The sequence below is a fragment of the Streptomyces sp. NPDC006798 genome (assembly GCF_040635975.1).
Classification (GTDB): Bacteria; Actinomycetota; Actinomycetes; order Streptomycetales; family Streptomycetaceae; genus Streptomyces.
This window is the reverse complement of sequence record NZ_JBEYIS010000033.1, coordinates 23,116-46,000: the sequence shown is the minus strand read 5'-3', so window position 1 is coordinate 46,000 and position 22,885 is coordinate 23,116. Positions and strand designations below refer to the sequence as shown.

General features: G+C 73.8%; 18 protein-coding genes. 8 read left to right on the top strand and 10 right to left on the bottom strand.

The features are described 5' to 3' along the window. Positions 1–69: 69 nt before the first annotated feature. From ABZ714_RS22275 to ABZ714_RS22265, 3 genes are all read right to left on the bottom strand, one after another. Positions 70–1,185, bottom strand: a complete 1,116-nt coding sequence (locus tag ABZ714_RS22275) for an acyl-CoA dehydrogenase family protein (RefSeq protein ID WP_358827034.1) — start codon at positions 1,183–1,185, stop codon at positions 70–72. Then, the gene (locus ABZ714_RS22270) at positions 1,182–2,396 is read right to left on the bottom strand and encodes an acyl-CoA dehydrogenase family protein (protein WP_358827033.1); all 1,215 of its coding nucleotides are present in this window, start codon (positions 2,394–2,396) and stop codon (positions 1,182–1,184) included. Before ABZ714_RS22270 ends, ABZ714_RS22275 begins: the two co-directional genes overlap by 4 nt. Before the next feature lie 369 nt (positions 2,397–2,765). Continuing rightward, the gene (locus tag ABZ714_RS22265; protein ID WP_358827032.1) at positions 2,766–3,467 is read right to left on the bottom strand and encodes an XRE family transcriptional regulator; all 702 of its coding nucleotides are present in this window, start codon (positions 3,465–3,467) and stop codon (positions 2,766–2,768) included. Between the two features lie 212 nt (positions 3,468–3,679). Here ABZ714_RS22265 and ABZ714_RS22260 point away from each other — a divergent pair, with 212 nt between their 5' ends. The 3 genes from ABZ714_RS22260 (at position 3,680) to ABZ714_RS22250 (ending at position 5,738) form a co-directional block, all read left to right on the top strand. Further along, positions 3,680–4,594: a ribokinase gene (locus ABZ714_RS22260; RefSeq protein ID WP_358827031.1), complete on the top strand. Its 915-nt coding sequence runs from the start codon at positions 3,680–3,682 to the stop codon at positions 4,592–4,594. Positions 4,595–4,671: 77 nt separating this feature from the next. Further along, positions 4,672–5,013 carry a VOC family protein gene (locus tag ABZ714_RS22255; RefSeq protein WP_358827030.1) on the top strand — a complete coding sequence of 114 codons (342 nt, stop codon included), beginning with the start codon at positions 4,672–4,674 and terminating at the stop codon, positions 5,011–5,013. 113 nt (positions 5,014–5,126) lie between these two features. Continuing rightward, complete coding sequence (locus ABZ714_RS22250; protein WP_358827029.1) at positions 5,127–5,738, top strand: hypothetical protein; 612 nt, start codon at positions 5,127–5,129, stop codon at positions 5,736–5,738. Between the two features lie 290 nt (positions 5,739–6,028). Here ABZ714_RS22250 and ABZ714_RS22245 read toward each other — a convergent pair whose 3' ends face one another. Beyond that, positions 6,029–7,429 (bottom strand): MFS transporter, encoded by a 1,401-nt coding sequence (locus ABZ714_RS22245; RefSeq protein ID WP_358827028.1) that lies wholly within the window; start codon positions 7,427–7,429, stop codon positions 6,029–6,031. 510 nt (positions 7,430–7,939) lie between these two features. Between ABZ714_RS22245 and ABZ714_RS22240 the strand changes: the two genes are divergently transcribed. Next, positions 7,940–8,665 (top strand): polysaccharide deacetylase family protein, encoded by a 726-nt coding sequence (locus tag ABZ714_RS22240; protein WP_358827027.1) that lies wholly within the window; start codon positions 7,940–7,942, stop codon positions 8,663–8,665. Positions 8,666–8,743: 78 nt separating this feature from the next. Here ABZ714_RS22240 and ABZ714_RS22235 read toward each other — a convergent pair whose 3' ends face one another. The 4 genes from ABZ714_RS22235 to ABZ714_RS22220 all read right to left on the bottom strand — a co-directional run bounded on the left by ABZ714_RS22235 (position 8,744) and on the right by ABZ714_RS22220 (position 16,061). Further along, the gene (locus tag ABZ714_RS22235) at positions 8,744–9,496 is read right to left on the bottom strand and encodes a PIG-L deacetylase family protein (protein WP_358827026.1); all 753 of its coding nucleotides are present in this window, start codon (positions 9,494–9,496) and stop codon (positions 8,744–8,746) included. A gap of 104 nt (positions 9,497–9,600) precedes the next feature. Continuing rightward, positions 9,601–10,899 carry an alpha/beta fold hydrolase gene (locus tag ABZ714_RS22230; protein WP_358827025.1) on the bottom strand — a complete coding sequence of 433 codons (1,299 nt, stop codon included), beginning with the start codon at positions 10,897–10,899 and terminating at the stop codon, positions 9,601–9,603. A 98-nt stretch (positions 10,900–10,997) separates the two neighbouring features. Then, positions 10,998–14,750: a hypothetical protein gene (locus ABZ714_RS22225; protein ID WP_358827024.1), complete on the bottom strand. Its 3,753-nt coding sequence runs from the start codon at positions 14,748–14,750 to the stop codon at positions 10,998–11,000. Positions 14,751–14,909: 159 nt separating this feature from the next. Then, positions 14,910–16,061 (bottom strand): glycoside hydrolase family 5 protein, encoded by a 1,152-nt coding sequence (locus ABZ714_RS22220; protein ID WP_358827023.1) that lies wholly within the window; start codon positions 16,059–16,061, stop codon positions 14,910–14,912. Positions 16,062–16,227: 166 nt separating this feature from the next. On the opposite strand from ABZ714_RS22220, the gene ABZ714_RS22215 reads away from it, so the two are divergent. After that, a complete protein-coding gene (locus ABZ714_RS22215) occupies positions 16,228–17,391 on the top strand; it encodes an ATP-binding cassette domain-containing protein (protein ID WP_358827022.1) in 1,164 nt (387 codons plus the stop codon). A 207-nt stretch (positions 17,392–17,598) separates the two neighbouring features. Then, positions 17,599–18,000, top strand: coding sequence for a GNAT family N-acetyltransferase (locus ABZ714_RS22210; protein WP_358827021.1), 402 nt, complete (start codon positions 17,599–17,601; stop codon positions 17,998–18,000). An 81-nt stretch (positions 18,001–18,081) separates the two neighbouring features. Here the strand turns inward: ABZ714_RS22210 and ABZ714_RS22205 are convergent, their stop codons facing one another. Together ABZ714_RS22205 and ABZ714_RS22200 are read right to left on the bottom strand one after the other, a co-directional pair. Then, positions 18,082–19,323, bottom strand: coding sequence for an FAD-dependent monooxygenase (locus ABZ714_RS22205; RefSeq protein WP_358827020.1), 1,242 nt, complete (start codon positions 19,321–19,323; stop codon positions 18,082–18,084). Further along, on the bottom strand, positions 19,320–20,717 hold the full coding sequence (locus tag ABZ714_RS22200) for an MFS transporter (protein ID WP_358827019.1): 1,398 nt from the start codon (positions 20,715–20,717) through the stop codon (positions 19,320–19,322). Before ABZ714_RS22200 ends, ABZ714_RS22205 begins: the two co-directional genes overlap by 4 nt. 114 nt (positions 20,718–20,831) lie before the next feature. Here ABZ714_RS22200 and ABZ714_RS22195 point away from each other — a divergent pair, with 114 nt between their 5' ends. Together ABZ714_RS22195 and ABZ714_RS22190 are read left to right on the top strand one after the other, a co-directional pair. Next, the gene (locus tag ABZ714_RS22195; RefSeq protein ID WP_358827018.1) at positions 20,832–21,464 is read left to right on the top strand and encodes a TetR/AcrR family transcriptional regulator; all 633 of its coding nucleotides are present in this window, start codon (positions 20,832–20,834) and stop codon (positions 21,462–21,464) included. A 118-nt stretch (positions 21,465–21,582) separates the two neighbouring features. Continuing rightward, positions 21,583–22,872 carry a hypothetical protein gene (locus tag ABZ714_RS22190; RefSeq protein ID WP_358827017.1) on the top strand — a complete coding sequence of 430 codons (1,290 nt, stop codon included), beginning with the start codon at positions 21,583–21,585 and terminating at the stop codon, positions 22,870–22,872. Positions 22,873–22,885: the final 13 nt, after the last annotated feature.

Genomic DNA, 22,885 nt, shown 5'->3' with positions numbered 1-22,885 from the left:
ATGCAATTAAACCGTACGGCTCTTCTCCGGGGCAGCGGACCCTCGTCTTCCGTCCGCCTTCTACGCAGGTCAGGGCATGGGGAGCGAGACCAGGGCGGCCAGTTCCGCCCGATGGCGCCCGGGGGAACCCAGAGCGATCTGCCCGGACTTGGCGCGCTTGAGATAGAGGTGCGCGGGATGTTCCCAGGTCATGGCGATCCCGCCGTGGAGTTGGACACACTCCTCGGCGGCCCGGACCGCGGCGTCGGAGACGTACGCCCCGGCGACGGCGACCGCGACGGCGGTGTCGGGGGCGCCGGTCGCGAGGGCGTCGGCGGCGTTCCTGGCCGCGGCGCGGGCCGAGACCAGATCGAGCCAGAGCCGGGCCATCCGGTGCTTGAGCGCCTGGAAGGAGCCGACGGGGCGGTTGAACTGACGGCGCTCGCGGGTGTGGCGGACGGTCCGCTCCAGACACCATTCGGCGACCCCGAGCTGTTCGGAGGCGAGCAGTCCGGCCCCGGCGAGCAGTCCGCGCCGGACGGCCCGGCCGGTCTCGGCGGGCCCGGCGAGCCGGGTCCCGCCGGTGGCGCGGCTCACGGTGGCGAGCGGCCGGGTGAGGTCGAGGGTGGTCAGCGGCTCGATCAGGGCGTCGGCGGCGTCGACCGCGTACAGCCCGTCGGTCCTGGGCACGAGCAGGACGTCGGCGGCGAGCGCGTCGGCGACACCGCTGATCCGGCCGTCGGCGGGCGGGGGCGGCGGGGCGTAGGGATCGGCGGCCAGCGGTACGGCGAGTACGGCGACGGTCCGCCCGGTGGCGACGGCGGCCAGCAGCCCGGCGACCTCGGCCCGGCCGGTGTCGAGAGCGAGCAGGGTCTCGGTGGCGATGACGGAGGAGGTGAGGACCGGGGCGGGGGTGACGGCCCGGCCCAGTTCCTCCAGGACGACGGCGGCCTCGCGGTGGCCCGCGCCCTGCCCGCCGAGGGCTTCGGGGACGAGCAGCCCGGCGATACCGATATCGGTGGCGAGCGCCCGCCACACCCCGGCGTCGTACGGATCGCCCGTCTCGGCGCGGGCCGTCAGCCCGGCCGGGTCGGCGCGGTCGTCGAGGAGGGCGCGGACGGAGGCGCGCAAGGCGGTCTCGGTGTCGGAGTAGCGGAGGTCGGGGGCGGTTTCGGCGGCCGGGGGCCGGGCGGTCTCGGGGGTCACCGGGCCAGGTCCTTCCAGGGGACGTCCTTGTCGTCGCGGGGTTCGGCGGGCAGGCCGAGGACACGTTCGGCGACGATGTTGAGCAGGACCTCGTCGGTGCCGCCCTCGATGGAGTTGCCGCGGGCGCGCAGATAGCGGTAGCCGCAGTCCCGGCCGGTGAAGTCGACCCGGTCGGGGCGGCGGAGCGTCCAGTCGTCGTAGAGCAGTCCCTCGCCGCCCCGCAGTTCGACCTCGAATCCGCTGATCCGCTGGTTGAGCCGGGCGAAGGCGAGTTTGACGGCACTGCCCTCGGGGCCGGGGTGTCCGGCGGCGAGATCCTGGCGGACCCGTTCGGCGGTGAGCCGGGCGACCTCGGCCTCCACCCAGAGCCCCAGAAGCCGCTGGTGCAGTTCATGGGTGCGCAGCTCGGGGCGGTCGCGCCAGACGGCGGCGGCCTTGGCGATCATGCCGCCCTCGCGGGGCAGCCGGGCGCCGCCGATGGAGACGCGCTCGTTCATCAGGGTCGTACGGGCCACCGGCCAGCCGTCCCCGACGGCACCGACGCGATGGGCGTCCGGGATCCGTACCCCGTCGAGGAGGACCTCGTTGAACTCGGCCTCACCGGTGAGCTGCCGCAGGGGGCGGATCTCGACCCCGGAGGCGGTCAGATCGCAGACGAAGCAGGTGAGGCCCCGGTGTTTGGGGACGGCCGGATCGGTCCGGGCCAGCAGGATCCCCCAGCGGGCGAGATGGGCGCTGGAGGTCCAGACCTTGCGGCCGTCGACGGTCCAGGCGTCGCCGTCCCGGACGGCGCGGGTGGCGAGCCCGGCGAGATCGGATCCCGCGCCCGGCTCGCTGAACAGCTGGCACCACACCTCCTCACCGGTCCACAGCGGGCGCAGAAAGCGGCGCCGCTGGGTCTCGGTGCCGTGGGCGAGCAGGGTGGGGGCGGCCATACCGAGGCCGATCAGAATGCGGTGGGGGTCGTTGGAGGGAGCCCCGGCGGTACCGAGTTCGGCGTCCACGACGGGCTGGAGGGCGCGGGCGGCGCCGAGGCCGCCGAGCCCTTCGGGGTAGTGCACCCAGGCGAGTCCGGCGTCGAACCGGGCGCGCAGGAAGTCGGCGGACGGAGTGGTGGCGGGCGGTACGGCGGCGATCAGGTCCCGGGCCCTGGCGCGCAGCGCGTCGGCGCCGGGTGGCTGGGTGGCCCCGCCGGAGGTGTCCGTGGTCATCGTGAGGCGCCTCCCGCCGTCCGGGACCCGGTCGCCCCGCCCGGTTCGTCGGGCCGGTCCGCTCGCCGGCTCCGCATCCGGGCCTCCCCTGCCGTCGGTGGTGGCGCCTCAGAGAATCAAGCGAGTCAACCGAATCAGCCGCATGCTAAGCGGTCGCTTGCCCCGAAGGAAGGCCGCGGGCGGGGCGCGCCGGGGCGTGTCACGCCGCGGGAAGCACGCGGGCGCCGGAGCGATGCCCGGCACGCTGCCGCACGGCGCGGGGCGGGAGCCTATTCGTGGATCCTGCCGGGCTCACGGGGTCCGGCGGTCGGGCGGTGCGGGTGGGGGTCCGCCATCCTCCGCCTTGCGATCCACGGCACCGGCCCCCGCTCACCGATCCGGCCCGATCCGGCCCGATCCACAGGACACGCCCTCATCGGCGTCCCGGCGAGCCGCGCGGGGGCGGGCGCGGACGTGCATCCGTTCCCCCTGGGGGCCGAAGAGGCTCAGCACCTCCACCGGCGCGTCGCCGGAGGCGCCGAACCAGTGCGGAACGCGGGTGTCGAACTCGGCCGCCTCGCCCGGGCCCAGCACCAGATCGTGCTCGCCGAGGACCAGCCGCAGCCGCCCGGAGAGCACGTACAGCCACTCGTATCCCTCATGGGCACGCGGATCGGGCTCGGCGGCCGCCGGTTCCAGCACCACCTTGTACGCCTGGAGCCCGCCCGGCCTGCGGGTGAGCGGCAGCATCGTCCGCCCCTCCCGCACGATCGGCTTCGTCCGCACCCGGGGGTCCTCCACGGCGGGCGCGCCGACCAGGTCGTCCAGCGGCATCCGGTGGGCGCGGGCCAGCGGCAGCAGCAGTTCGAGACTGGGGCGCCGCTGCCCCGACTCCAGCCGGGAGAGGGTGGAGACGGAGATCCCGGTGACCTCCGACAGGGCCTCCAAAGTGGCGCCCCGCTCCCGCCGGATCCGGCGCAGCCGGGGCCCGACCCCGTCCAGTACGGCCCCGATCCGCCCCGCCTCCGCCGGGTCCCCGGCGCCCTCGTCCACCGGCGCGCTCCGGGCGTTCCTCCGCTGCTCCCCACTCATGGATCCATTGCAGAACCGGCAAGCCGTTTTGTCAAACCGTGCCCATGCCGGTCGGGGCCGGAGCACCGACTCCCGTACCGGGGCGGCCGGTTGCGGCGGCCCCGCCCGGATCGGGCGCCGTACGGGAGGGCAGGCTGTACGCGGCGGCGGGCTCGCGGCGCCACCGGTACGGCAACGGCCGGACGGGGACGAGAAGCGGAGTGGGCGGACGCATGGACGGATGCGACTTGCTGGTGGTCGGGTCGGCCAACGCCGATCTGGTGGTCGGGGTCGAGCGGCGACCGGGCCCGGGCGAGACGGTCCTCGGCTCCCCGCTCGCCGTCCACCCGGGCGGCAAGGGCGCCAACCAGGCGGTCGCCGCGGCCCGGCTTGGGGCGCGGACTGCGCTGCTGGCCCGGGTCGGCGACGACGACCACGGGCGGCTGCTGCTGGCCGCGCAGCGGGCCGCCGGGGTCGACACCTCGGCCGTTCTCGTCGGCGGCGCCGCGACGGGTGTCGCCCTGATCACCGTCGACTCGTCCGGCGACAACGGCATCGTGGTCTCGCCGGGCGCGAACGCCCTGCTCTCCCCCGCCGATGTCCGGGCGGCGGCCGGGGCGGTCCGCGCGGCCCGGGTGGTCTCGGCCCAGCTGGAGATCCCGCTGGAGACGGTGGTGGAGACGGTCCGCGTCCTCGGCCCGGGCGGCCGGTTCGTCCTCAATCCGTCGCCGCCCCCCGCCGGGAGGCTGCCCGCGGAGGTCCTCGCGGCCTGCGATCCGCTGATCGTCAACGAGCACGAGGCCCGTGCGCTGCTCGGCGGCGACCCGGGCGGCGAGCCCCGCGACCGGGCGCTGGGGCTGCTGTCGCTGGGCCCGCGTTCGGTGGTCGTCACCCTCGGCGCCCTGGGCGCGATGGTGGCGGGCGCCGCGGTCTGCGCACGGATCCGGAGCCCGCGGGTCACGGCCGTCGACACCACGGGCGCGGGCGACGCCTTCACGGCGGCCCTGGCCTGGCGGCTGGGTCTGGGCGAATCCCTGGAGTCCGCGGCCGTCTACGCCTGCCGCGTGGGCGCGGCGGCCGTCACCGCGCGGGGCGCGCAGTCGTCGTACCCGACGCCCGGGGAGCTGCCCCCGGCGGCCGACCGCTGACGCCCCGGGCCGGTTCGACCCGACGGCCAACGGTCCGGTACGCGCCGGTTGTCGGACCCTCGCCCTGGGATGCGGCGATGGCAGTCGATCTCTTCGCGGGAATTCCCGTCAGCGTCTGTCCCCGGGCCCTGGAGTGGTACGAGCGGTTGCTCGGCGCGCCGCCCGCCTTCCTCCCGAACGACACGGAAGCCGTGTGGGAACTGGCGGAGCACCGGTGTCTCTTCATCGAGCACCGGCCCGGCCGGGCCGGTGGCGCCCTGCACACCGTCTTCGTCGGGGGCTTCGACGAGCGGGTGGCGGCGGTCGCCGCCCGGGGACTGGAGCCCGATCAGCGCGAGACGTACGCCAACGGGGTACGCAAGGCGGTCTACCGCGACCCCGACGGCAATGAGGTCTCCTTCGGCGGCGCCCCGGTCTGAGCGGCGGCCGTACGGGCCGGTGTCGCGGCCCCGGGCCCGGCGGCCGTACTCATCCCGGGGTCTGAGTATCCGGACCCATATCGCGCCGCGTGGGCGCGTTCTACGCTCCGGGCATGCAGAATCAGCCACCGCCCTACGCCGCCGGGCCGTCCGGCCCCGGGAATAGCCGCCGTCGCCCCGGCCCGGTGCTGTGGACCGCTGGTGTGCTGGCCCTCACGGGTCTGCTCGCCGTCGGCGGGCTCTGGTGGAACGGGACGGCCTACCCGAGTACGGATCCGGACCGGGTCGCCGAGGGCCTGAAGGCGCAGGCGCAGGTGGTCTACGACGATCTGGCGCTGCCGGGCCGCCCGGCGGTCAGTGCCGACGTCGCCACCAGCACCTGCCCCTACCGGGGGCTGCGGGGTCTGTTCCACACCGGGACCCGGCCCGATGTCGCCGGGTTCTGGCTGCACTGGAAGTTCGACGACATGGATCCGGCGACGGCCCGCGCGGGCCAGGACCGGGTCCGGGCCCGGCTGGAGCGGCAGGGCTGGCGGCTGGTCAGTGAGAACATCGCCTCCGAGCAGGGCTTCCGCTATACCGCCCCGAACGGCAAGGACAAGATCGACGTCAACTGGTACCGGCCGACCCGGATCCTCGCGGTGACGCTGCACGCGCCGTGCGGAGTCCTCCCGAAGGGCTTCGACAAGTCCGACTGGCCCGTGGCGCGCTGGACCGCGCGCTGACCGGCGGGCCGTACCGCGTCCGTACGCGATCCGGCCCGCCGCCGCTCCGGCGCTAGGCCGTGTCGTCGAAATGGCGCCGTCCGTCCGCAGGGCGGGGCCCGCGGCGTCCGGTGCGTGCGAATTCGCGACGGCGGTGGGGGTCCCCGGCGAAGCCAGGGGGCGGTCTCCCCCGTACGGAACGCACTCGGGAAACCCCGACAACGCCGGGGGCACCTCCCGCGCCCGAAGGACTACGGGGGAGAGCGCGCGTACCGGGCGTCGCGAGCCAGGCGGGACTTTGCCGACACGGCCTAGGCCTCCGCCTCCCGTGCCCCGGCCGCGTCGTCCGGCCCGCCCGCCGCGGACCCCGGCACGGCATTCCCCGGGTCCTCGGACGCGGCGGGCTTCCGGTCGCGGGGCCCGGCGACGAACAGGACCACCGCCGCCGCGACCACCCCCGTCAGGGCGTACAGAAACGCCGTACGGAAGCCCTCGACACCGCCGGCGTCCGTGGCGACCCCCACCAGGACGGCGAGCCCGAGGGAGCCGCCGAGTTGGTCGACCGAGCGCTGGACGCCGGAGGCGGTCCCGGCGTCGTCCTCGGTGACCCCGTGCAGGGCCGCGTGCTGGAGGGCGATCAGTCCGATGCCCATCCCGGCGGCGACCCCGACCATCCCCGGCAGCACGTCGACGACGTAGGTGCCCCGGTCCGGGAGCCGGGCCAGCCAGCCGAGACCGGCCGCAGTGAGCCCCAGTCCCAGCAGCGCCGTCCGGTTCACCCCGACCGTCCCGATCAGCCGTGAGACCTGGGAGATCGCGAGGAACAGGGCGCCGCAGAACGGCAGAAAGGCCAGCCCGGCCGCCAGCGGGCCGAAGCCGAGCACCTGCTGCAGATAGAGCGTCAGCAGAAAGAACGCGGTCGAGAGCGCCGCGCTGAGCAGCACCGTGACGCCGTTGGCGACGGCCCGGACCCGATGGGTGAGGAAGCCGAGCGGAACCAGCGGATGCCGGGTCCCGGCCTCCACCGCGACGAAGGCGACCACGAGCGCGATGCCCGCCGCGATCGCCCAGGGCGCCGATTCCACGATGCCGAAGACGAGACAGAGCGGCCCGGCCGTCAGCAGCGCGGCGCCCGGCAGATCGAGCGGCGCGCTCCGGCCCCGGGGCGCGTCGGCCGGGATCAGCCTCGGCGCGAGCAGCAGCACGGCGACCGTGATCGGGACATTGATCCCGAAGATCCAGCGCCAGTGGAGGAGTTCGGTGATCACTCCGGAGAGCAGCACACCGGCGACGAGACCGCCGACCGAGATGGCGCCCCAGATTCCGAGGGCCCTGGCCCGTTCGGCGGGCTCGGGGAAGGCCAGGGCGATCAGCGACATCGCGGCGGGCGAGGCCAGCGCCTCACCGGCGCCCTGGGCGAACCGGGCCCCGATCAGGGTCGGCAGATCGGGCGCCGCCCCGGCGACGAGCGAGGCGACGGCGAACAGACCGGCCCCGAGCAGGAACATCCGGCGGCGGCCCAGCAGATCGGTGACCCGGCCACCGAGCAGCAGCAGTCCGCCGCCGACGAGGGTATAGCCGGTGACGACCCAGGTGAGGGAGTCGGCGGAGGCGTCGAACCGGGCGCCGATGGTCGGCAGCGCCACATTCACCACGGTGACGTCGAGGGCGATGAGGAACTGGAGGAGGGAGAGCAGGGCGAGCGTCGGCATCCGTCGGTCGACGGCACGGGGCGCTCCCCCGTTTCCGGGGAGAACATTCATGAGGTGGGTGCTCCAGGCAAAGGAAGGTCACGACCAGAGGTCGTCGGGACGCTTCTGTACCGGTACGGCGAACCGGCCCCACCGGTGACACCGGTACGGCTCGGCTGTGGCCGTGGCGCGATACGCCCGGACTAGTCAGTTACTGCGACACCCATGGGAAAGACTCTAGGGCTTCCTTCCGGATCTTGCCGGGGTTTACGGACCGACCTCGGAACTCCCCCTGGGAAAAGGCCGATTACCCGCCCGTAGGAACCCCGGGGTGGCGTTCAATGGTCCCCGGCCGACCCACGCACTGATGTGCGAGACAACCCGGCCTCGCGTGGACGGGCAGGCGGGAACGGTACACAGGGTCGGGACATCACTCCGGACGGCGTAGGACGCGCCGGCCCGGAGTGACGGCCGCTCCGGTCCTCCCCGGCCACGGCGATCCGTCGATCGACCGTACCGAGAGGAATCGGCATGAAGAGGCGAGGCATGACCCGGATATGGCTCGGTGCCGCCCTGGCGACCGTGATGTCGCTGGTGACGGCGCCGGGAGCGGCGCACGGCGACTCGGGGGGCGGCGGCCGCTGCTCCGGCGGCTACGCCGCCCTCACCTTCGACGACGGGCCGACGGCCGACACCCCGGCCTATCTGGAGGCGCTGCGGGACGCCGGTGACGTCCGCGCGACCTTCTTCGTCCTGGGTTCGCGGGCCGCCGAGCGGCCGGAGCTGACCCGGCGGATCGCCGAGGACGGGCATCAGATCGGCAACCACACCTACACCCACCCGAATCTCGTCGCCCTCGACCCCGCCGCGGCCTTCGCCGAACTGCGGGACACCAGCCGGGTCGTACGGCAGCAGACCGGCCGGGCGCCGAGGCTGTTCAGACCCCCGTTCGGGAGTACGGACACCCGGACCCGGCAGGACGCGGCCAGGCTGGGGATGACCGAGGTGATCTGGACGGCCGATACGGCCGACTGGAGCGGGATCTCGGCCGACGCGATCGCGGCGAACGCGCTGACGGTCCGTCCCGGCGGCATCATCCTGCTCCACGACGGGCTGCGGACGACGCTCGACGCCATCCCGAAGATCGTGGCGGGGCTGGCCGGGCGGAAGATGTGCGCGGGCCGGATCGTGTACTCGAAGGAGCCGGTCCAGGCCTGGCCGGGGCTGACGTACCACGCGAAGGCCGCGCGCTGGTAGCTGCCGCGACGGGCCGCGCCCGCTCCGGCGGGGCGGCCTCCCGCCGCCGGGGCGCGGACGCGGGCCCCGGGCCGCCGGTCAGCGCGGGAAGAGTTCGAAGGCGACCGCGGGGCGGCCGCCGAACCGGCGGCCGGTGGCCTCGGCGTTCTCCGTGAGGAAGCCCCGGCAGTACGCCTCGGGGTCCTGGTCGGTGAGGACCTCGATATAGGTACGGTGCTCCAGCAGCGACGCCACGGAGCGTTCGAGTCCGGCGGTGGCGTCGGCCGCGTGGGTGGGGCTCGTCGATCCGGCGACGGCGACCCAGCGGACCCCGTCCCACGGTTCGAGCCCCTGCTCCTCGACGAGTTCGGGGAAGATCCAGCGGTTGCCCGCGTCGGCCGCCGCGTCCAGGGTGGCCCGGCCGACCGCCCGGTGGTCGGGGGTGTTCCAGGCCGTACCGCCCCAGGTGTCCCGGTGGTTGAGGGTGATGACCAGTTCGGGGCGGTGGCGGCGGATGGCGGCGGCGATGTCGCGGCGGAGCGCCGTACCGTACTCGATCACGCCGTCGCGGTGGTCGAGGAACTCCACCGTGCTCACACCGACCACCGCCGCGCTCGCCCGCTGTTCGCGCTCCCGCAGGGGGCCGCACTCGGCGGGCGCGACGGTGTCGATGCCCGCCTCGCCCCGGCTGGCGAGCAGATAGGCGATTTCCTTGCCGTCGTCGGTCCATCCGGCGACCGCGGCGGAGCAGCCGTACTCCAGGTCGTCGGGGTGGGCGACGACGGCCAGGGCGCGCCGCCAGTCGTCGGGCATCGGGGCGAGCTGGTCCGTCCGGTCCGTGGCGTCGGTCATGATCGCAGGATACGTCGCGGACCCGGATCACGACGGGTTCACGGCCGGTTCACGGCGGACGGACGGCGGGCGGGCGGCGGACGTGCGAGGGACTCGCGGCGGAGTCAGATCTCGCCGCGGACCAGGCCGATGAGCCGGTCGAGCACCCGGGGACCCATCCGCAGCCCGTCGTGCTCGTACTCGTCGGTCACCCAGGTACGGAGCCCCCGGACGGCCCGGGCGGTCTCCAGGGAGTGGGCGGTGTCCACATACATGTCGTCGTGGTAGACGACGGCGGCGACGGGCACCTCGTTGGCGGCGAGCCGGGCCGGGTCGTAGAGGGCGGGCCAGTCGGCCCGGTGGGCGAGCAGTTCGGCGGCGTCCCGCAGGGGCCGCAGGGCCGGATCGGTCTCGAAGTGCCAGGGGTGGATGGTCTCACCCGTGAAGAGGACGGGGTCGTCGCCCTCGAGGGCGGCGAGGGCGTCGAAGCGGGGGAACTCCGTCCGGACCCGCTCGGCGGCCCAGCCGGTGGGGCGGCCGCCCGCGCCGCCGTAGCACGCCTCGTGGAGCAGGGCGTAGAGGGGATGTCCGGCGAAGGAGAGGGCGGCGAGGGCCGACTCCTGGAAGGCGTCGGAGAGTTCCTGGCGGTCCCCGGCCCGGATGAAGGCGTCGGCCAGCAGATAGTGCAGCCGGTGGCTGCCGTCGGCGGTGCCGAGCATCAGCCCGAGGGACTGGAAGGCCTCGGGGGTGAGGTGGTAGCCGCCGGGCAGCACGGTGCGGTGTTCGGCGAGATGGGCGGCGATCCGGCGGGCCCGCGCCACGTCCTGCGGATAGCGGTCGTAGTGGGCATCGGCCTTCCGCGCGATCCGGGGGTAGGCGGCCCGGTAGACGTCGTCCGCGTGCAGCCCGAGGCTCGGCAGTCCGCCGGTGATCAGGACTTCCCGGAGCCCTTCGGGCGCGGTGCTCAGATAGTGGGTGGCGCAGAACCCGCCGAAGCTCTGACCGAGTACGGTCCAGGGCGCGCCGCCGGTGAGCCGGGGCCGGACGGCCTCGCAGTCCCGGACGATGCTGTCGGCCCGGAACTTCGCGAGGTGGTCGGCCTGGGCGGCGGGGTCGGCGAAGGCGGCCAGCGACTGCCGGTTCAGCGGACTGGAGGCGCCGGTGCCCCGCTGGTCGAGCAGGAGGACCCGGTACTCCCGCAGGGCCCGGTCCAGCCACGCCTGCCGGCCGACCAGCCGCCGGGCACCGAAGCCGGGGCCGCCCTCCAGATACAGGAGCCACGGCAGATCGTCGTCGGCCCGGCCGACGGCGACGATCTCCCGGCCGAAGAGTTCCAGCTGTCCGCCGTCGGGGTCGTCGTGGTCGAGGGGGACGGTGAAGCGGTGGTCGGTGACGACGACGCCGGGCTGGTGATAGCTGGTCACTGATTCTCCTGCCGTGTGATTGCTCCGTACATGGATATGCCCGCCCATAGGACCACACGGCGGCAGCGGAGGCGGCCGGGGGTGGGGGGACCGCGGGCTCAGGGGCAGACCGGGCGGTGATGATGGCCGGGGAGATAGGACGACCGTTCGGCGGGGGTGAGGTCCCGGCGCAGGGCGCGGCAGATCTTCCGGATCGCTTCGTCCGGCCCGGGCAGGGACACGTTTCGCAGCCACACGGTCGTGTCGTCTTCGGCGGTCGCGGCCCGGTCGTCAGGGGCGAGCGGCAGGGACGGTTCTTCCTCGGCGTGACCGGGCAGGGTCGCTCGGACGGTCCGCGTACCCAGGTCCCACAGTCGCACCGTCAGATCCCTGTCGGCGGTGGCCAGGGTGCGGCCGTCGGGGCTGAACGCCGCCATGAGCACGCTCTCGTCGGCCGAAGGCCGTAGCGCGCCACTGACGGCGTCCCACTTCGGTGAAGTCGTGTCTCGGCTTCCGGCGACCAGGGTACGACCGTCCGGACTGAACGCCACCGACACCACCACACCGACGGGGCTGGTGAGCGTCGCGTATGTCTCACCCGTGTCCGCGTCCCGCAAGTGCACGGCCCCGCCGCCACCCGTCGTGGCGAGAGTACGGCCGTCCGGGCTGAAGGCCATGGAGCCCACCGTCGGGCCCGGGCCCCTCAGAGTGGCCCGAGTCGTTCCCGTCGAGGCGTCCCACAACTGTACGTTCCCGTCGCGGCTCGCGGAGGCAAGGGTCCGGCCGTCCGGACTGAACGCCACCGACACCACCACGTCGGTATGTCCCGTAAAACTGGTCCGAAGCCTTCGCGTGGCCACATCCCACAGCCAGGCCGAGTACCGGCCGCCGAAGGCGAGGGTGCGGCCGTCGGGACTGAAATCCACGGCACCCGCGCCATCTGCCCGGCCGGACAGCGTGTCCCGGAGTCTTCCCGTCATGGCGTCCCAGAGCTTCACCGTCCGGTCATGGCTTCCGGTGGCAAGGGTCCGGCCGTCCGGACTGAACGCGACCGACGCCACTTCGCCGGTATGACCGGTCAGCGTGCGGCGCGACTCTCCCGTGCCGACGTCCCAGAGCCGCGCGGTGGCGTCACGGCTTCCCGTCGCGACGGTCCGCCCGTCGGGACTGAACGCGATGGAGACCACGTCGGAGGTATGGCCGCTCAGGGCCTCTCCGCTCACCATGTTCCACAGGCGCACCCCGCTGTCACTACCGGTGGCCAACGTACGGCCGTCCGGACTGAACGCCACCGTGACCACCGTGTCGGTGTGGCCGACGAGCGTGCTGCGCAACTCGCCCGTGCCCGCGTCCCTCAGCTGCGCGGTCCCGTCGGTACTGCCCGCGGTGACGAGGCTGTTGCCATCGGGGCTGAACGCCACCAGGAATGTCTCCCCGGCGCCGGGGAGCGTGGTACGGGGCTCGCTCGTGGCCGGATCCCTGAGCCGCACTCCTCCGTCGCCGTCCGCGGTGGCCAAGGTGCGGCCATCCGGGCTGAACGCCACCGACACCACGCTCCCGGTGTCGGCGGCGACCACGTTCCCCGTGGCGGTGTTCCACAGGCTTACCGCGTTGCCGGTGCCCACGGCGAGAGTACGGCCGTCCGGACTGAACGCCACTGAGGCCACCGCGCGGGCGCCCTCGGGGACAAGGGCGCGGGAGCTGCCTGTGGCCACGTCCCACAACCGTGCCGCGCCGTCCATGCTTCCGCTGGCGAGGATACGGCCGTCGGGGCTGAAGGCCACCGACGTCACCGCATCGGTGTGGCCGTTGAGCACGCGAGGCTTTCCCGTGGCCAGGTCCAGGAGGCGCACCGACTTGTCGTCACTCGCGGTGGCGAGAGCGAGGCCGTCGGGGCTGAACGCCAGAGACGCCACCACGGCGGTATGTCCGGAGGACATGGTGCGGACAACGCCTGTGCCCACATCCCGTAGTTGCAGGGTCCCGTCGCCCTCGTCGACGGTGGCGAGGGTGCGGCTGTCCGCACTGAACGCCACGACGACTCTCCCGCCCGGGCGGGTGGCGATCACCCGGCGGAGAGGATGGTCGGCGGCCGTGTTCAGTGCGGCGGTGGCTTCGGCGGTCGGGCTGGCCCGGTAGGCGTGGACGGCCAGCAACGAGGCGACGTCGGGGTCCCTCTCCATCAGGGCCGCGGACTGCGCGGCGGCCTGTCGTGACTGGGCCGTCTGCTGTGCGGCGACGGCCCTCTGCTGGGATTCGCGGGCGATCTGCCGCTGCCAGAGGGCGACCCCGGCGGCGAGCAGCGCCAGCACGAGCACGCAGGCCAGGAGGGCGCTGAGGCGTCGGGTCCGGCGCGTCGCGGCCTGCCTGCGTCGTTGGCTGGCGACGAGGAAGGCTTCTTCCGGAGGGGTGAGTTCCGCCGGTCCGCCCGGGGCGGGGAAGGCTTCGAGGGCCTCGGTCAGGCGGATACCCCGGTAGAGGGCTCCGGAGTCCCGGCCGAGTTCCTGCCAGTTCCGGGCGGCCTGGCTCAGTCTGCGGTGAACGCGCAGCCGGTGGCGGTCGTCGTCGATCCACGTACGGAGGCGGGGCCAGGCGGTGATCAGGGCTTCGTGGGCGAGGTCGACGGTGTCGTCGTCGAGGGTGAGGAGGCGGGCGCGGGCCAGTCGTTCCACGACGAGCGTGATCTCGGCGGGGTCGCCGAAGCCGAGTTCCGCCCGGGTGACCGGGTGCCGGGTGTCGGGTGCGCCGTCGCCGGGGGTGATCAGCCGCAGCAGTACGAGACGGGCCAGCCGCTGTCGTTCGTCGGAGAGGTCGGCGAGGACGTGCTCGGCGGTGCGGGCGATCGCCCCGTGGAGGCCGCCCGCCGCCTCGTAGGCGGCGGTGGTCAGTGTCCGGCCCCGGCGGCGTCGCCAGGTCTCCCGCAGGGTGTGCGACAGCAGCGGCAGCCCGCCCGGCTCGTCTTCCACCTCGGCGACCAGCCGCGCGGTCACCTCCCGTTCGACGATCAGCCCGGCCCCATGGGCCGGTCCGACGATCGCCTCCCGTAGCTCGGCGGGTGTCATCGGCCCGACCAGGAGCGACGCGTCGGTGAGGGCGTCGGCCAGGGAACGGTGTTCGGCGCAGTGGCCGTAGAAGTCGGCGCGAACGGCGATGATCACCCGGAGCCGGCTGTCCGGGTCCCGGGCGGCGACGAGCCGGTCGATGAAGGCGGTCCGCTCGGCGGGGTCGGCGCAGAGGGTGAAGAGCTCTTCGAACTGGTCGACCAGGAGCAGGGTGTCGCCCCGACGGTTCCCGTCCGCCCCGGGTTCCTTCGGCACCAGCGCATCGGCGTGGGTACGGAGGGGACGGTCGCCCGGGGTGAGGATGCGGATGGCGGCCAGATTCTCGCCACCGGCCCGGAGTGCGGGCACGAGTCCGGCCCGGAGCAGGGACGATTTTCCGCTGCCGGACGGCCCGAACACGGCGGCGAAGCGGTTTCCGGCGGCGAGCCCGCGCGCCTTGGCGATCAGCTCGTCGCGTCCGTGGAACCGTTCGTGATCACCGACCTCGAAGCGGGCCAGCCCCTGGTACGGGGAGTCGGTGCCGTCTTCCGGCGCGAGCTCTTCCGCGATGGCGTCGGCCGCCTCGCGCCAGCGCCGCTCCCACTCGCGGAGATCACCGCCGCACGCCCCCGCGTAGGCCAGGGTGACCTCCAGCGACGGCAGTTGCTCTCCGGCGGCGGCCCGGGAAAGCGTGCTCACCGAGTAGGGGACGTGGCGTGCCATGGCCCGATAGGTGACACCGCCCGCCTCCACGCGGAGCTTGCGCAATTCGTAGGCGAATCGCTGCACCGGTCCGGCCGTGGGATCGACGGGTAACTCTCGACGCCCCATGGCGCTCACTCCCCCCAGGTGTCACCGTCGTGGATGTTACGAGTCTCCGCGGGGGGCTCACAAGCGCGCTTCCGATCGCCGCCACGGCCCGAGCCTCCGCTCGTCTCACAGGAGCGGAGGCTCGGCCTCATATGCGCGCGGTTCCCCGGCGACGAGATCCTACGGCCGGCCGCCGGTTCCCGCCGCCGTGAAGTCGTCCGGGGTCCTGATCCGGTCGCGGATCCACTTCCCGGCCTCCTTCAGCCGGGACGTTCCGGTCCAGGGGCCGTCGGCGGCACAGGTACCGGGCTTGAAGACGGCTCCGGAGCGGTGGTCGTCGGAGTAGTTCCAGTTGATCCAGCTGATCTTCTTCCGGTCCAGCAGATCGAGGTAGCGGCGGGCCGCCGCGAAGTCGTCGGCACCCTCCCCCGCGTAGTTCTGAGTGCCGAACTCGGTGACGAAGAGGGGGATCCGGTCGGCGGCCCGGGAGAGCGCGGCGTAGTACGGGTCCCGGTGGGACGCCGCGTAGAAGTGGAAGGTGTACATGATGTTCTCCGCGTTCACCGGGTTCGCGACGATCTCGGACTCGTCGGCGCTCTCGGAGACACCGAGGGACGACCAGGCGCGGGTGCCGATGAGGATCGGGGTGTGCGGGTCCTGGCGGCGGATGACCGGGATCAGTTGTTCGGCATAGCTCTTGATCCGGGGCCAGGAGACGCCGCTGGGCTCGTTGGCGATCTCGTAGAGCAGGTTCTCGTTCCCGGCGTGGCGGCGGGCGATCTCGGTGAAGAAGGTCCTGGCGCGGGCGAGGTTGTGGTGCGGGTCGCCGGGGGTGAGCATGTGCCAGTCGACGACGGCGTACATCCCGCGTTCGGTGGCCTCGTCGATCGCGGAGCTGACGAGGTCGGTGAAGCGGCGCGGATCGGTCTCGTAGCCGCCTTCCTGGATGTACATGGAGATCCGCAGGACGTCGGCTTTCCAGTCGCGGGCCAGGGCGTCGAGGGAGCCCGGGGAGACACAGCGGGCGTACCACTGGAGGCCGTGGGTGGACATGCCGCGGAGCTGGACGGGCCTGCGGTGCTCGTTGCAGAGTCCGGTGCCGCAGACCTTCAGCCGGCCGTTGGCCTCGACGGGGCTGCCGGCCGGGGCGGCGGTGTCGGCGACGGTGGTTCCCTCCGGTGCGGTCGCGGCGGTACGGGCCGGGGCCGGTGCGGCGGGGGCGGCGGCCGTGACGGCGAGGAGCAGTGCGGCGACGGCCGCCCCGAGCCCGGCGAACCGGCTCCGTAAGAGGCGTAAGAGGTGTGAGAGGCGGGTGGGGTGTGAGGGTGTCATGGCGTCTCCCCTGGACGGCGTTCGTGGGGGGGTCCCGGGACGGTTAGGAAACTTTCCTAACCGGATGGAAGCAGCCGTCTCCTTAATTCGCAAGGCTCATGACAAAAGCTCCCCGTACGGTGGCCGCCCGTGTGCGCGGCGTCCGGCCCGCTCCTAGCGTGGGGGCATGATCCGGTTCGAGCAGGTCGGCAAGGTCTACCCGGACGGGACGACCGCCGTCGAGGGTCTGTCGTTCGAGGTGGCCGAGGGCGAGCTGGTGACCCTGGTCGGCCCTTCGGGGTGCGGCAAGACGACCACGATGATGATGGTGAACCGGCTGATCGAGCCGACGTCGGGCCGGATCAGCGTCGGCGGCGAGGACGTCTCGGCCGTCGACCCGGTGAAGCTGCGCCGCCGGATCGGCTATGTCATCCAGGGCGCCGGGCTCTTCCCGCACCGTACGGTCCTCGACAACACCGCCACCGTCCCCGCCCTGCTGGGCTGGCGGAAGGCCAGGGCCCGCGCCCGGGCGGCCGAACTGCTCGAACTGGTCGGCCTCGACCCGACGACGTACGGCTCCCGCTATCCGGCCCAGCTCTCCGGCGGGCAGCGGCAGCGGGTGGGGGTGGCGAGGGCGCTGGCCGCCGATCCGCCGGTCCTTCTGATGGACGAGCCCTTCGGCGCGGTCGACCCGGTCGTCCGCGAGCGGCTCCAGAACGAGTTCCTGGCCCTCCAGTCGTCCGTCCGCAAGACGGTTCTCCTGGTCACCCATGACATCGAGGAGGCGGTCCGGATGGGTGACCGGATCGCCGTGTACGGCCAGGGGCATATCGAGCAGTACGACACCCCGGCCGCCGTCCTCGGCACCCCGGCGACCGACTACGTGGCCCGGTTCGTCGGCGCGGACCGGGGTCTCAAACGGCTCTCGGTCACCCGGATCGAGGCCGCCGACCTGGAGCAGCCGCCGGTCGCCCGGGTCGACGAGGCCGCCGGTGGGGCCGCCGCCCGGCTGCGGGACGAGGGCGCCCGCTGGGCCGTCGTCCTCGACACCGGCGGCGGACTCCACGGCTGGGTCGCCGCCGACGCCCTGGCCATCGCGGGCCGGGAGGGCACGGTCGGCGAGCTGGCCCGCCGGATGGAAGCCTGGGTTCCGCTGGGCGCGCCGCTGAAGAAGGCGTTCGGTGAGATGCTCCAGCACGACGCGGGCTGGATCGCGGTCCTCGACGGCGACCGGTTCGCCGGGGTGCTGACCCCGGCCAAGCTCCATGAGGCGCTGCGCCGCTCGGTGGACGCGGACGCGCAGGGCGTGGCCCGGGACGAGGTGGAGTTCGACTCGGTCTCCGACGCTTGAGGCCGGACCCGCCGAGCCCGCCGGACCGGCCGGGCCCGCCGGGCTTTCGGAGCCCGGCACGGTCCACGGTACGGACGGTCCGGGCCGCCGGGCCGGGATTCGCGGCACACTCCCCCGCATGGTGACCATACGGAACGCCAGGGACGAGGACTGGTCGCTGTGGAGCGCGCTGCGGCATTCGGCGCTGGCCGACGCCCGTACGCCTTCATGACACGGGCCGCCGACTGGCACCGGGGCGAGGAGGACCGCTGGCGGACGATGCCGGCGGCGCCGGGTTCGTGCGATCTGATCGCCGAACGGGCCGGTGAGCCCGCGGGGATGGCCCGGATCGTGCCGGGCGACGAGGCCGGCTGCTACGAGATCCGCTCGGTCCGGGTGGCCCCGGCCGCCCGGGGCCTCGGGGTCGGCGACCGGCTGCTCGCGGCCTGCGAGGAGCGGGCCGGGCGGCTCGGCGCGCGGTCGCTGCGGCTGCTGGTCGTGCCCGGGAATCCGGCGGCGATCGCGCTCTATCTGCGGAACGGTTTCACCACCTCCCCCGAACCGGGTCTTCCGCTGCCGGACGGGGTGACCCGGCAGAAGGTGATGCGCAAGCCGCTGCCGACGCCCTGACGGGACATCGGCCGCGCCTGGTCCGGAAGGCCGGGCCCGGGCGCCGATGACGGCCGTCGTCACCGGCGCCCGGGCCCGGGGTCACCGCCCGGGCGTGAAGACGGGCAGGGTGAGGGCCGAGTGGGCGGGCCGTCCGGCGGCGGGCGCGGTACGGAGCGCCCGCAGCATCTCGTTACGGCGCCGCAGGCCCCCGGCGGTGGTGGGGAAGAGCACGGCGTCGCCGTCCCCGATCAGGTCCTGGTTGGCGGTGACGAAGGGCCGGGTGCGGCGTTCGTAGGCGGCGAAGGCTTCGGCGGGGTCCGCCGCTCCGGCCAGGCAGCCGGCCAGCATGTAGGCGCCGACGAGGGCGAGACTGGTGCCCTGTCCGGTGAGGAACGAGGGCGCGTAGGCGGCGTCGCCGACCAGGGCGACCCGGCCGCTGGACCAGCGGGGCAGCCGGATCTGGGCGACCGTGTCGGCGAAGAGGTCGCCGGCTTCGCCCATGGCGCCGATCAGGCCCGGGACCTCCCATCCGGCACCGGCGAAGACCTCGGCCACCGGGTCGAGCCAGGCCGCCGGATCGCGGAAGGCGTCGAACGGCGGCCTGGGTCGGGCGAAGTTGAGAAAAGCATGAACGTCGCCGTCGTCGGCCACGGCGTAGAGGGCGGCGGCCCGGCCCGGGGAGTTCCACATCACGATCTCGTGGGAGAGACCGAAGGTGTTGGGCAGGGTGAATCCGGCGAAGCAGTAGCCGAGATACCGGTGGAACCGCTCCTCGGGGCCGAACACCAGCTCCCGGGTCCTGGAATGGAGCCCGTCGGCGCCGATGACCAGGTCGAAGGTGCGTCCGCCGCCCCGGCGGAAGGTGATGTCCACCCCGTGGGCGGACTGGTCGAGGGTGTCGATCGTGTCGTCGAACCGGAGATCCGCGTCGTCACGGACGGCCGCGTACAGGGCTTCGGCCAGGTCCCCGCGCCGTATCTCCAGATCTCGTCCCGCGACCCCGCCGCCGAGCGCGTACGGATCGACGGCGGCGACGACCTCGCCGTCCCCGTCGAGGAAGGTGAACCGGCGCGAGTCGATATGCGCCTCGCGCAGCCGTGGCAGGAGCCCCATCCGCCGGACGACCTCCAAGGCGGTGCCGCGTACGTCGACGGGGTAGCCGCCGCCGCGCGGCGCGCCCGCCTTCTCCACCACGGTGACCGCGTGGCCGTACCGGGTCAGCCAGTACGCGAGGGCCGGGCCGGTGATCCCGGCTCCCGAGATCAGGATCTTACGCCGGGGCCCGGGACGGCTCCCGGCCGTCGTTCCGGTCGCGGTTCGGGGGGTTTCGGCGCGGGTCATTTCCCGGCTCCTTTGCTCAGGTCGCGGAGGGCGAACAGGGAGAGCGCCGTGACGGCTCCGGCGACGAGGAAGCCGGTGACATAGGCCGATCCGGCCGCGTCGTCCGTTCCGGCCGGGGTCCCGGCGGTGAGCAGGGCACCGCTGAGCTGGACGCCCGCGGCGAAGCCGATCACCCGGGTCACCAGGACGAGTCCGGTGGCGGTACCGGTGGCGTCCCGGTCGACGGCGGTGGCGGTCCGCACGACCATCGCCGTCACACAGACACCACTGGCCAGGGCGATCAGGGCCTTGGCGACGACGAGATGCCAGATCTCGGAGTGGACGAAGGCCAGGGCGATCAGCGCGCCCGTCATCACGGCGACTCCGGCGGCGACCACCGCGGTACCGCCGAACCGCCGGGCCGCGGCCCCGCCGAGCGGGCCACTGGCCGCCGCCGCTACGGCGCCGGGCAGCAGATACCGTCCGATGTCGGTGGAGTCGGCCCCGAAGCCGGGGCCTTCGGCGGACGCCGCGAGCAGTTGCGGTACGAGATGGGTGGCGACCGCGGTCCCCACACAGACGGCGAAGGTGATCGCGTAGGCGCTCCGGATCGCGGGCTTCGCCAGCAGCGCCAGATCGACCATCGGCGCCGGTGAGCGGCGTTCGACCCGGATCCACGCGGCGACGAGGACCACCAGCAGCACCACGACGGCGACGAGCGGCAGCGGCAGTTCGGCGGCCTCCGGCGCGATCGCGAGTCCGGCCATGAAGGTCAGCAGTACGCCGCTGAGCAGGACCAGGCCGGGCCAGTCGATCCCGGCGCCGTCCGAGCGGGCCGGTGGGTCGTCCGGCAGCAGCATCCGGACCAGCAGGGTCGCCACGGCGATCGCGATCGTCGGCACGGCGAACATCCAGTGCCGGGAGAGCTGTTCCGCGAGGGGCCCGGCGATCAGGGTGCCCAGCATGCCGCCGCCGACGAAGAGCCCGCTGACCACCCCGATGGCCACCTGGGACTCCCCCGCCGGGAGATACGTACGCACCAGGATGAAGGAGAGCGGCATGGCGCCGACCATCGCGCCCTGGAGGATCTGGCCGATGAGCAGTACCGGCAGATCGGGCGCCGCGGCGGAGACCAGGCCACCGGCCACCACGACCGCCATCAGCCGGAGCATCACCCGCCTGCCGCCGTAGCGGTCGCCGAGGTTGCCCGCGATCGGGGTCACCAGGGCGCCGGTGACGAGCATGGTGATGCCGAGCAGGGCGCCTTGGGCGGGGGTCATCGATAACTCCCGCTGGAGCAGCGGAAGCGTCGGTGTCACCACCGACTCCAGCGTCCCCGTGGCGGCGGCCAGCAGGCCGAGGGCCGCGACGGCGGGCTTGCCGACCCGGACCGGGGCGCGCTCGATCGTGGTCATGGACGTCCTTTCCTCAATTGTCCGACGGCAGTGGACGGTTGGCGGGAGCGGATCTCTCTCCCCCACCTCGAAAGTAAACTACACCGTGCAGTGTAGAAAGGTTAGGATACGGCCATGCCGATCACGAAGACCCTGCGTGAGGGGTCCGCGCCCAAACGGGCCGCCATCCTCGCCGCGGCCCGGGACCTCTTCCTCGCCGATGGATTCGACCGGACCAGCGTCGACGCGGTCGCCGCCCGGGCCGAGGTGTCGAAGCGCACGGTCTACGACTACTTCGGCGACAAGCGGAACCTGCTCCGGGCGGTGGTCGACACCGTCGGACAGTCGCTGATCGCCACGATCCGGCGGATCCTCGACGACACCCTCACCGACCGCCCCGAAGCCGCCGAACTGGAGGACGTCCTGGTCGCGTTCTCCATGCGGATCGCCACCGACATGCTGGGGTCGGCGGAGTACGCCACACTCCAGCGGCTGGTCCGGGCCGAGTCCGGACGACCGCCGGAGGGCGGCGGGAACGCCATGGCCGACACCCCCGACGAGGCACTCGCCGAACGGTTCGCCGCCTTCGGCGCGGCCGGGCTGCTCGAGGTCCCCGACCCCCGGCTCGCGGCCGACCAGTTCATCGCGCTCACCTTCGGGACGGCACTGCACCGGTACGGCTCCGCCAACGCCGCGGAGGACGCCCGGGTCCGGCCGCTGGTGGTCGAGGGCGTACGGACCTTCCTCCGGGCGTACCGGACGGTGTAGGCACCAGCGTCACCAGGACCGGGGCCGGCGCGGGCGCCGGTCGGTGCCGCGGCTTCCGTCGCGGTGGTTCGGAGGGTGTTCGGGCGATCCGGTCACCGGATTGGGCTACGGTGCTGCTGTGCTGATCAAGGGTGGGGACACGACCGCGCCGGGGACCGCGCTGCTCATCGCGGCGGCGCCGGTCGGGAAGGGGCGTCTGATCGACGCCGGGTCGGTGCTGCCCGCGCTCGCCGCCGTTCCGCCGAGCGCGTTGACGGGGACCGACGCGGCCACGGTGGTCGAGCTGGCGGACCCGCTGGACCCGCAGACCGTGCTGACCCGGGTCCGGGCCGCCGCGACCACCGAGGGTCCGCTGTTCCTGTACGTCACCGGCCAGCTCCAGCTCGACCGGCGGCAGCGGCTGCCGCACCTGGCACTCGCCAGGACCACCCCGACGACCCTGCGCTATACGGCCCTGCCCTGGCACTGGCTGGCCTCCGAGCTGACGATCCGCAGGCCGGGGACGACGACCGTCGTCGTCGACCTCGTCACCGCGCCCGACGTCTGGCAGCGGCTCTCCGATGAGGGCCCCCGGCTGCTCGCACTCGGTTCCGCGATCCGGCTCTACGGGAAGGTGGCGCCGCCGCCGGGCCGCCGGGAGGCGGCCGTACCGGGGTATCTCGGGGCGTGCGCGGCGATCTGGCGCAGCGGCGCCCGGCCCGGTCTCGCGGCGCTGCACGAGCAGGCGGCCCAGCAGTCCGGGCCGGCCGGGGCCCTGCTGCTGACGCCCGCGCCGGACTTCGGTCCGCTGCCCGGCGCGGGGCCCGTGCCGCCTCCCGCGGCCGTACCGTCTCCGGCCCCGGCGGGCCCGGTTCGGGGTCCGGGTCCGGGAGCGGGAGCGGGAGCGGCCCAGGATCCGCCGGGGACGGCCGGGAGTTCGGCGCCGGGCACGGTCCAGGATTCGGCGGCGGGTACGGTCCAGGACCCGCATCCGGCGATCCTCGCCGCCGCGCAGTCCGGGCGGCACGCCGAGGCGGCGGCCGTCGCCGCCGCGTGGGAGCGCCGCGAACTCCAGGTCTACGGACCCGGTTCACGGCAGGCGATCCACTGGCTGGAGGTCCGGGCGGATCTGGCCCGGCTCGCCGGGGACCCGGCGCTCAGCTGTGAGCTGTGGATGTCGGCGGCGGACGCCCGGCTGACCGCCCGGCAGACCGCCGACGACCCGGACGTGGAAGGCGCGGTCGACCGGGCGCACCACCAGTGGGAGCAGATCCGGGACGTGGACCGGGCCCGGGGGGCGGCGCCCCGGCTGGTGGCCCTGCGGCGGCGGGTTCCGGGTCGTCAGCGGGGCGCGCTGCGGGTCCTCCAGCGGCGGCTCGAACAGCTCCATACCCGTCCGCCGGTCGCCGGGAGCCCGGGGACCGGCTGAGCGGTACGTCTCC

What these genes read in the sequence shown, in the direction of transcription:
- ABZ714_RS22270 (WP_358827033.1), bottom strand. Translation starts at nt 2,396, where the DNA reads ATGACCACGGACACCTCCGGCGGGGCCACCCAGCCACCCGGCGCCGAC.
- ABZ714_RS22265 (WP_358827032.1), bottom strand. Translation starts at nt 3,467, where the DNA reads ATGAGTGGGGAGCAGCGGAGGAACGCCCGGAGCGCGCCGGTGGACGAG.
- ABZ714_RS22260 (WP_358827031.1), top strand. Translation starts at nt 3,680, where the DNA reads ATGGACGGATGCGACTTGCTGGTGGTCGGGTCGGCCAACGCCGATCTG.
- ABZ714_RS22255 (WP_358827030.1), top strand. Translation starts at nt 4,672, where the DNA reads ATGGCAGTCGATCTCTTCGCGGGAATTCCCGTCAGCGTCTGTCCCCGG.
- ABZ714_RS22250 (WP_358827029.1), top strand. Translation starts at nt 5,127, where the DNA reads ATGCAGAATCAGCCACCGCCCTACGCCGCCGGGCCGTCCGGCCCCGGG.
- ABZ714_RS22245 (WP_358827028.1), bottom strand. Translation starts at nt 7,429, where the DNA reads ATGCCGACGCTCGCCCTGCTCTCCCTCCTCCAGTTCCTCATCGCCCTC.
- ABZ714_RS22240 (WP_358827027.1), top strand. Translation starts at nt 7,940, where the DNA reads ATGAAGAGGCGAGGCATGACCCGGATATGGCTCGGTGCCGCCCTGGCG.
- ABZ714_RS22235 (WP_358827026.1), bottom strand. Translation starts at nt 9,496, where the DNA reads ATGACCGACGCCACGGACCGGACGGACCAGCTCGCCCCGATGCCCGAC.
- ABZ714_RS22225 (WP_358827024.1), bottom strand. Translation starts at nt 14,750, where the DNA reads ATGGGGCGTCGAGAGTTACCCGTCGATCCCACGGCCGGACCGGTGCAG.
- ABZ714_RS22220 (WP_358827023.1), bottom strand. Translation starts at nt 16,061, where the DNA reads ATGACACCCTCACACCCCACCCGCCTCTCACACCTCTTACGCCTCTTA.
- ABZ714_RS22215 (WP_358827022.1), top strand. Translation starts at nt 16,228, where the DNA reads ATGATCCGGTTCGAGCAGGTCGGCAAGGTCTACCCGGACGGGACGACC.
- ABZ714_RS22210 (WP_358827021.1), top strand. Translation starts at nt 17,599, where the DNA reads ATGACACGGGCCGCCGACTGGCACCGGGGCGAGGAGGACCGCTGGCGG.
- ABZ714_RS22205 (WP_358827020.1), bottom strand. Translation starts at nt 19,323, where the DNA reads ATGACCCGCGCCGAAACCCCCCGAACCGCGACCGGAACGACGGCCGGG.
- ABZ714_RS22200 (WP_358827019.1), bottom strand. Translation starts at nt 20,717, where the DNA reads ATGACCACGATCGAGCGCGCCCCGGTCCGGGTCGGCAAGCCCGCCGTC.
- ABZ714_RS22195 (WP_358827018.1), top strand. Translation starts at nt 20,832, where the DNA reads ATGCCGATCACGAAGACCCTGCGTGAGGGGTCCGCGCCCAAACGGGCC.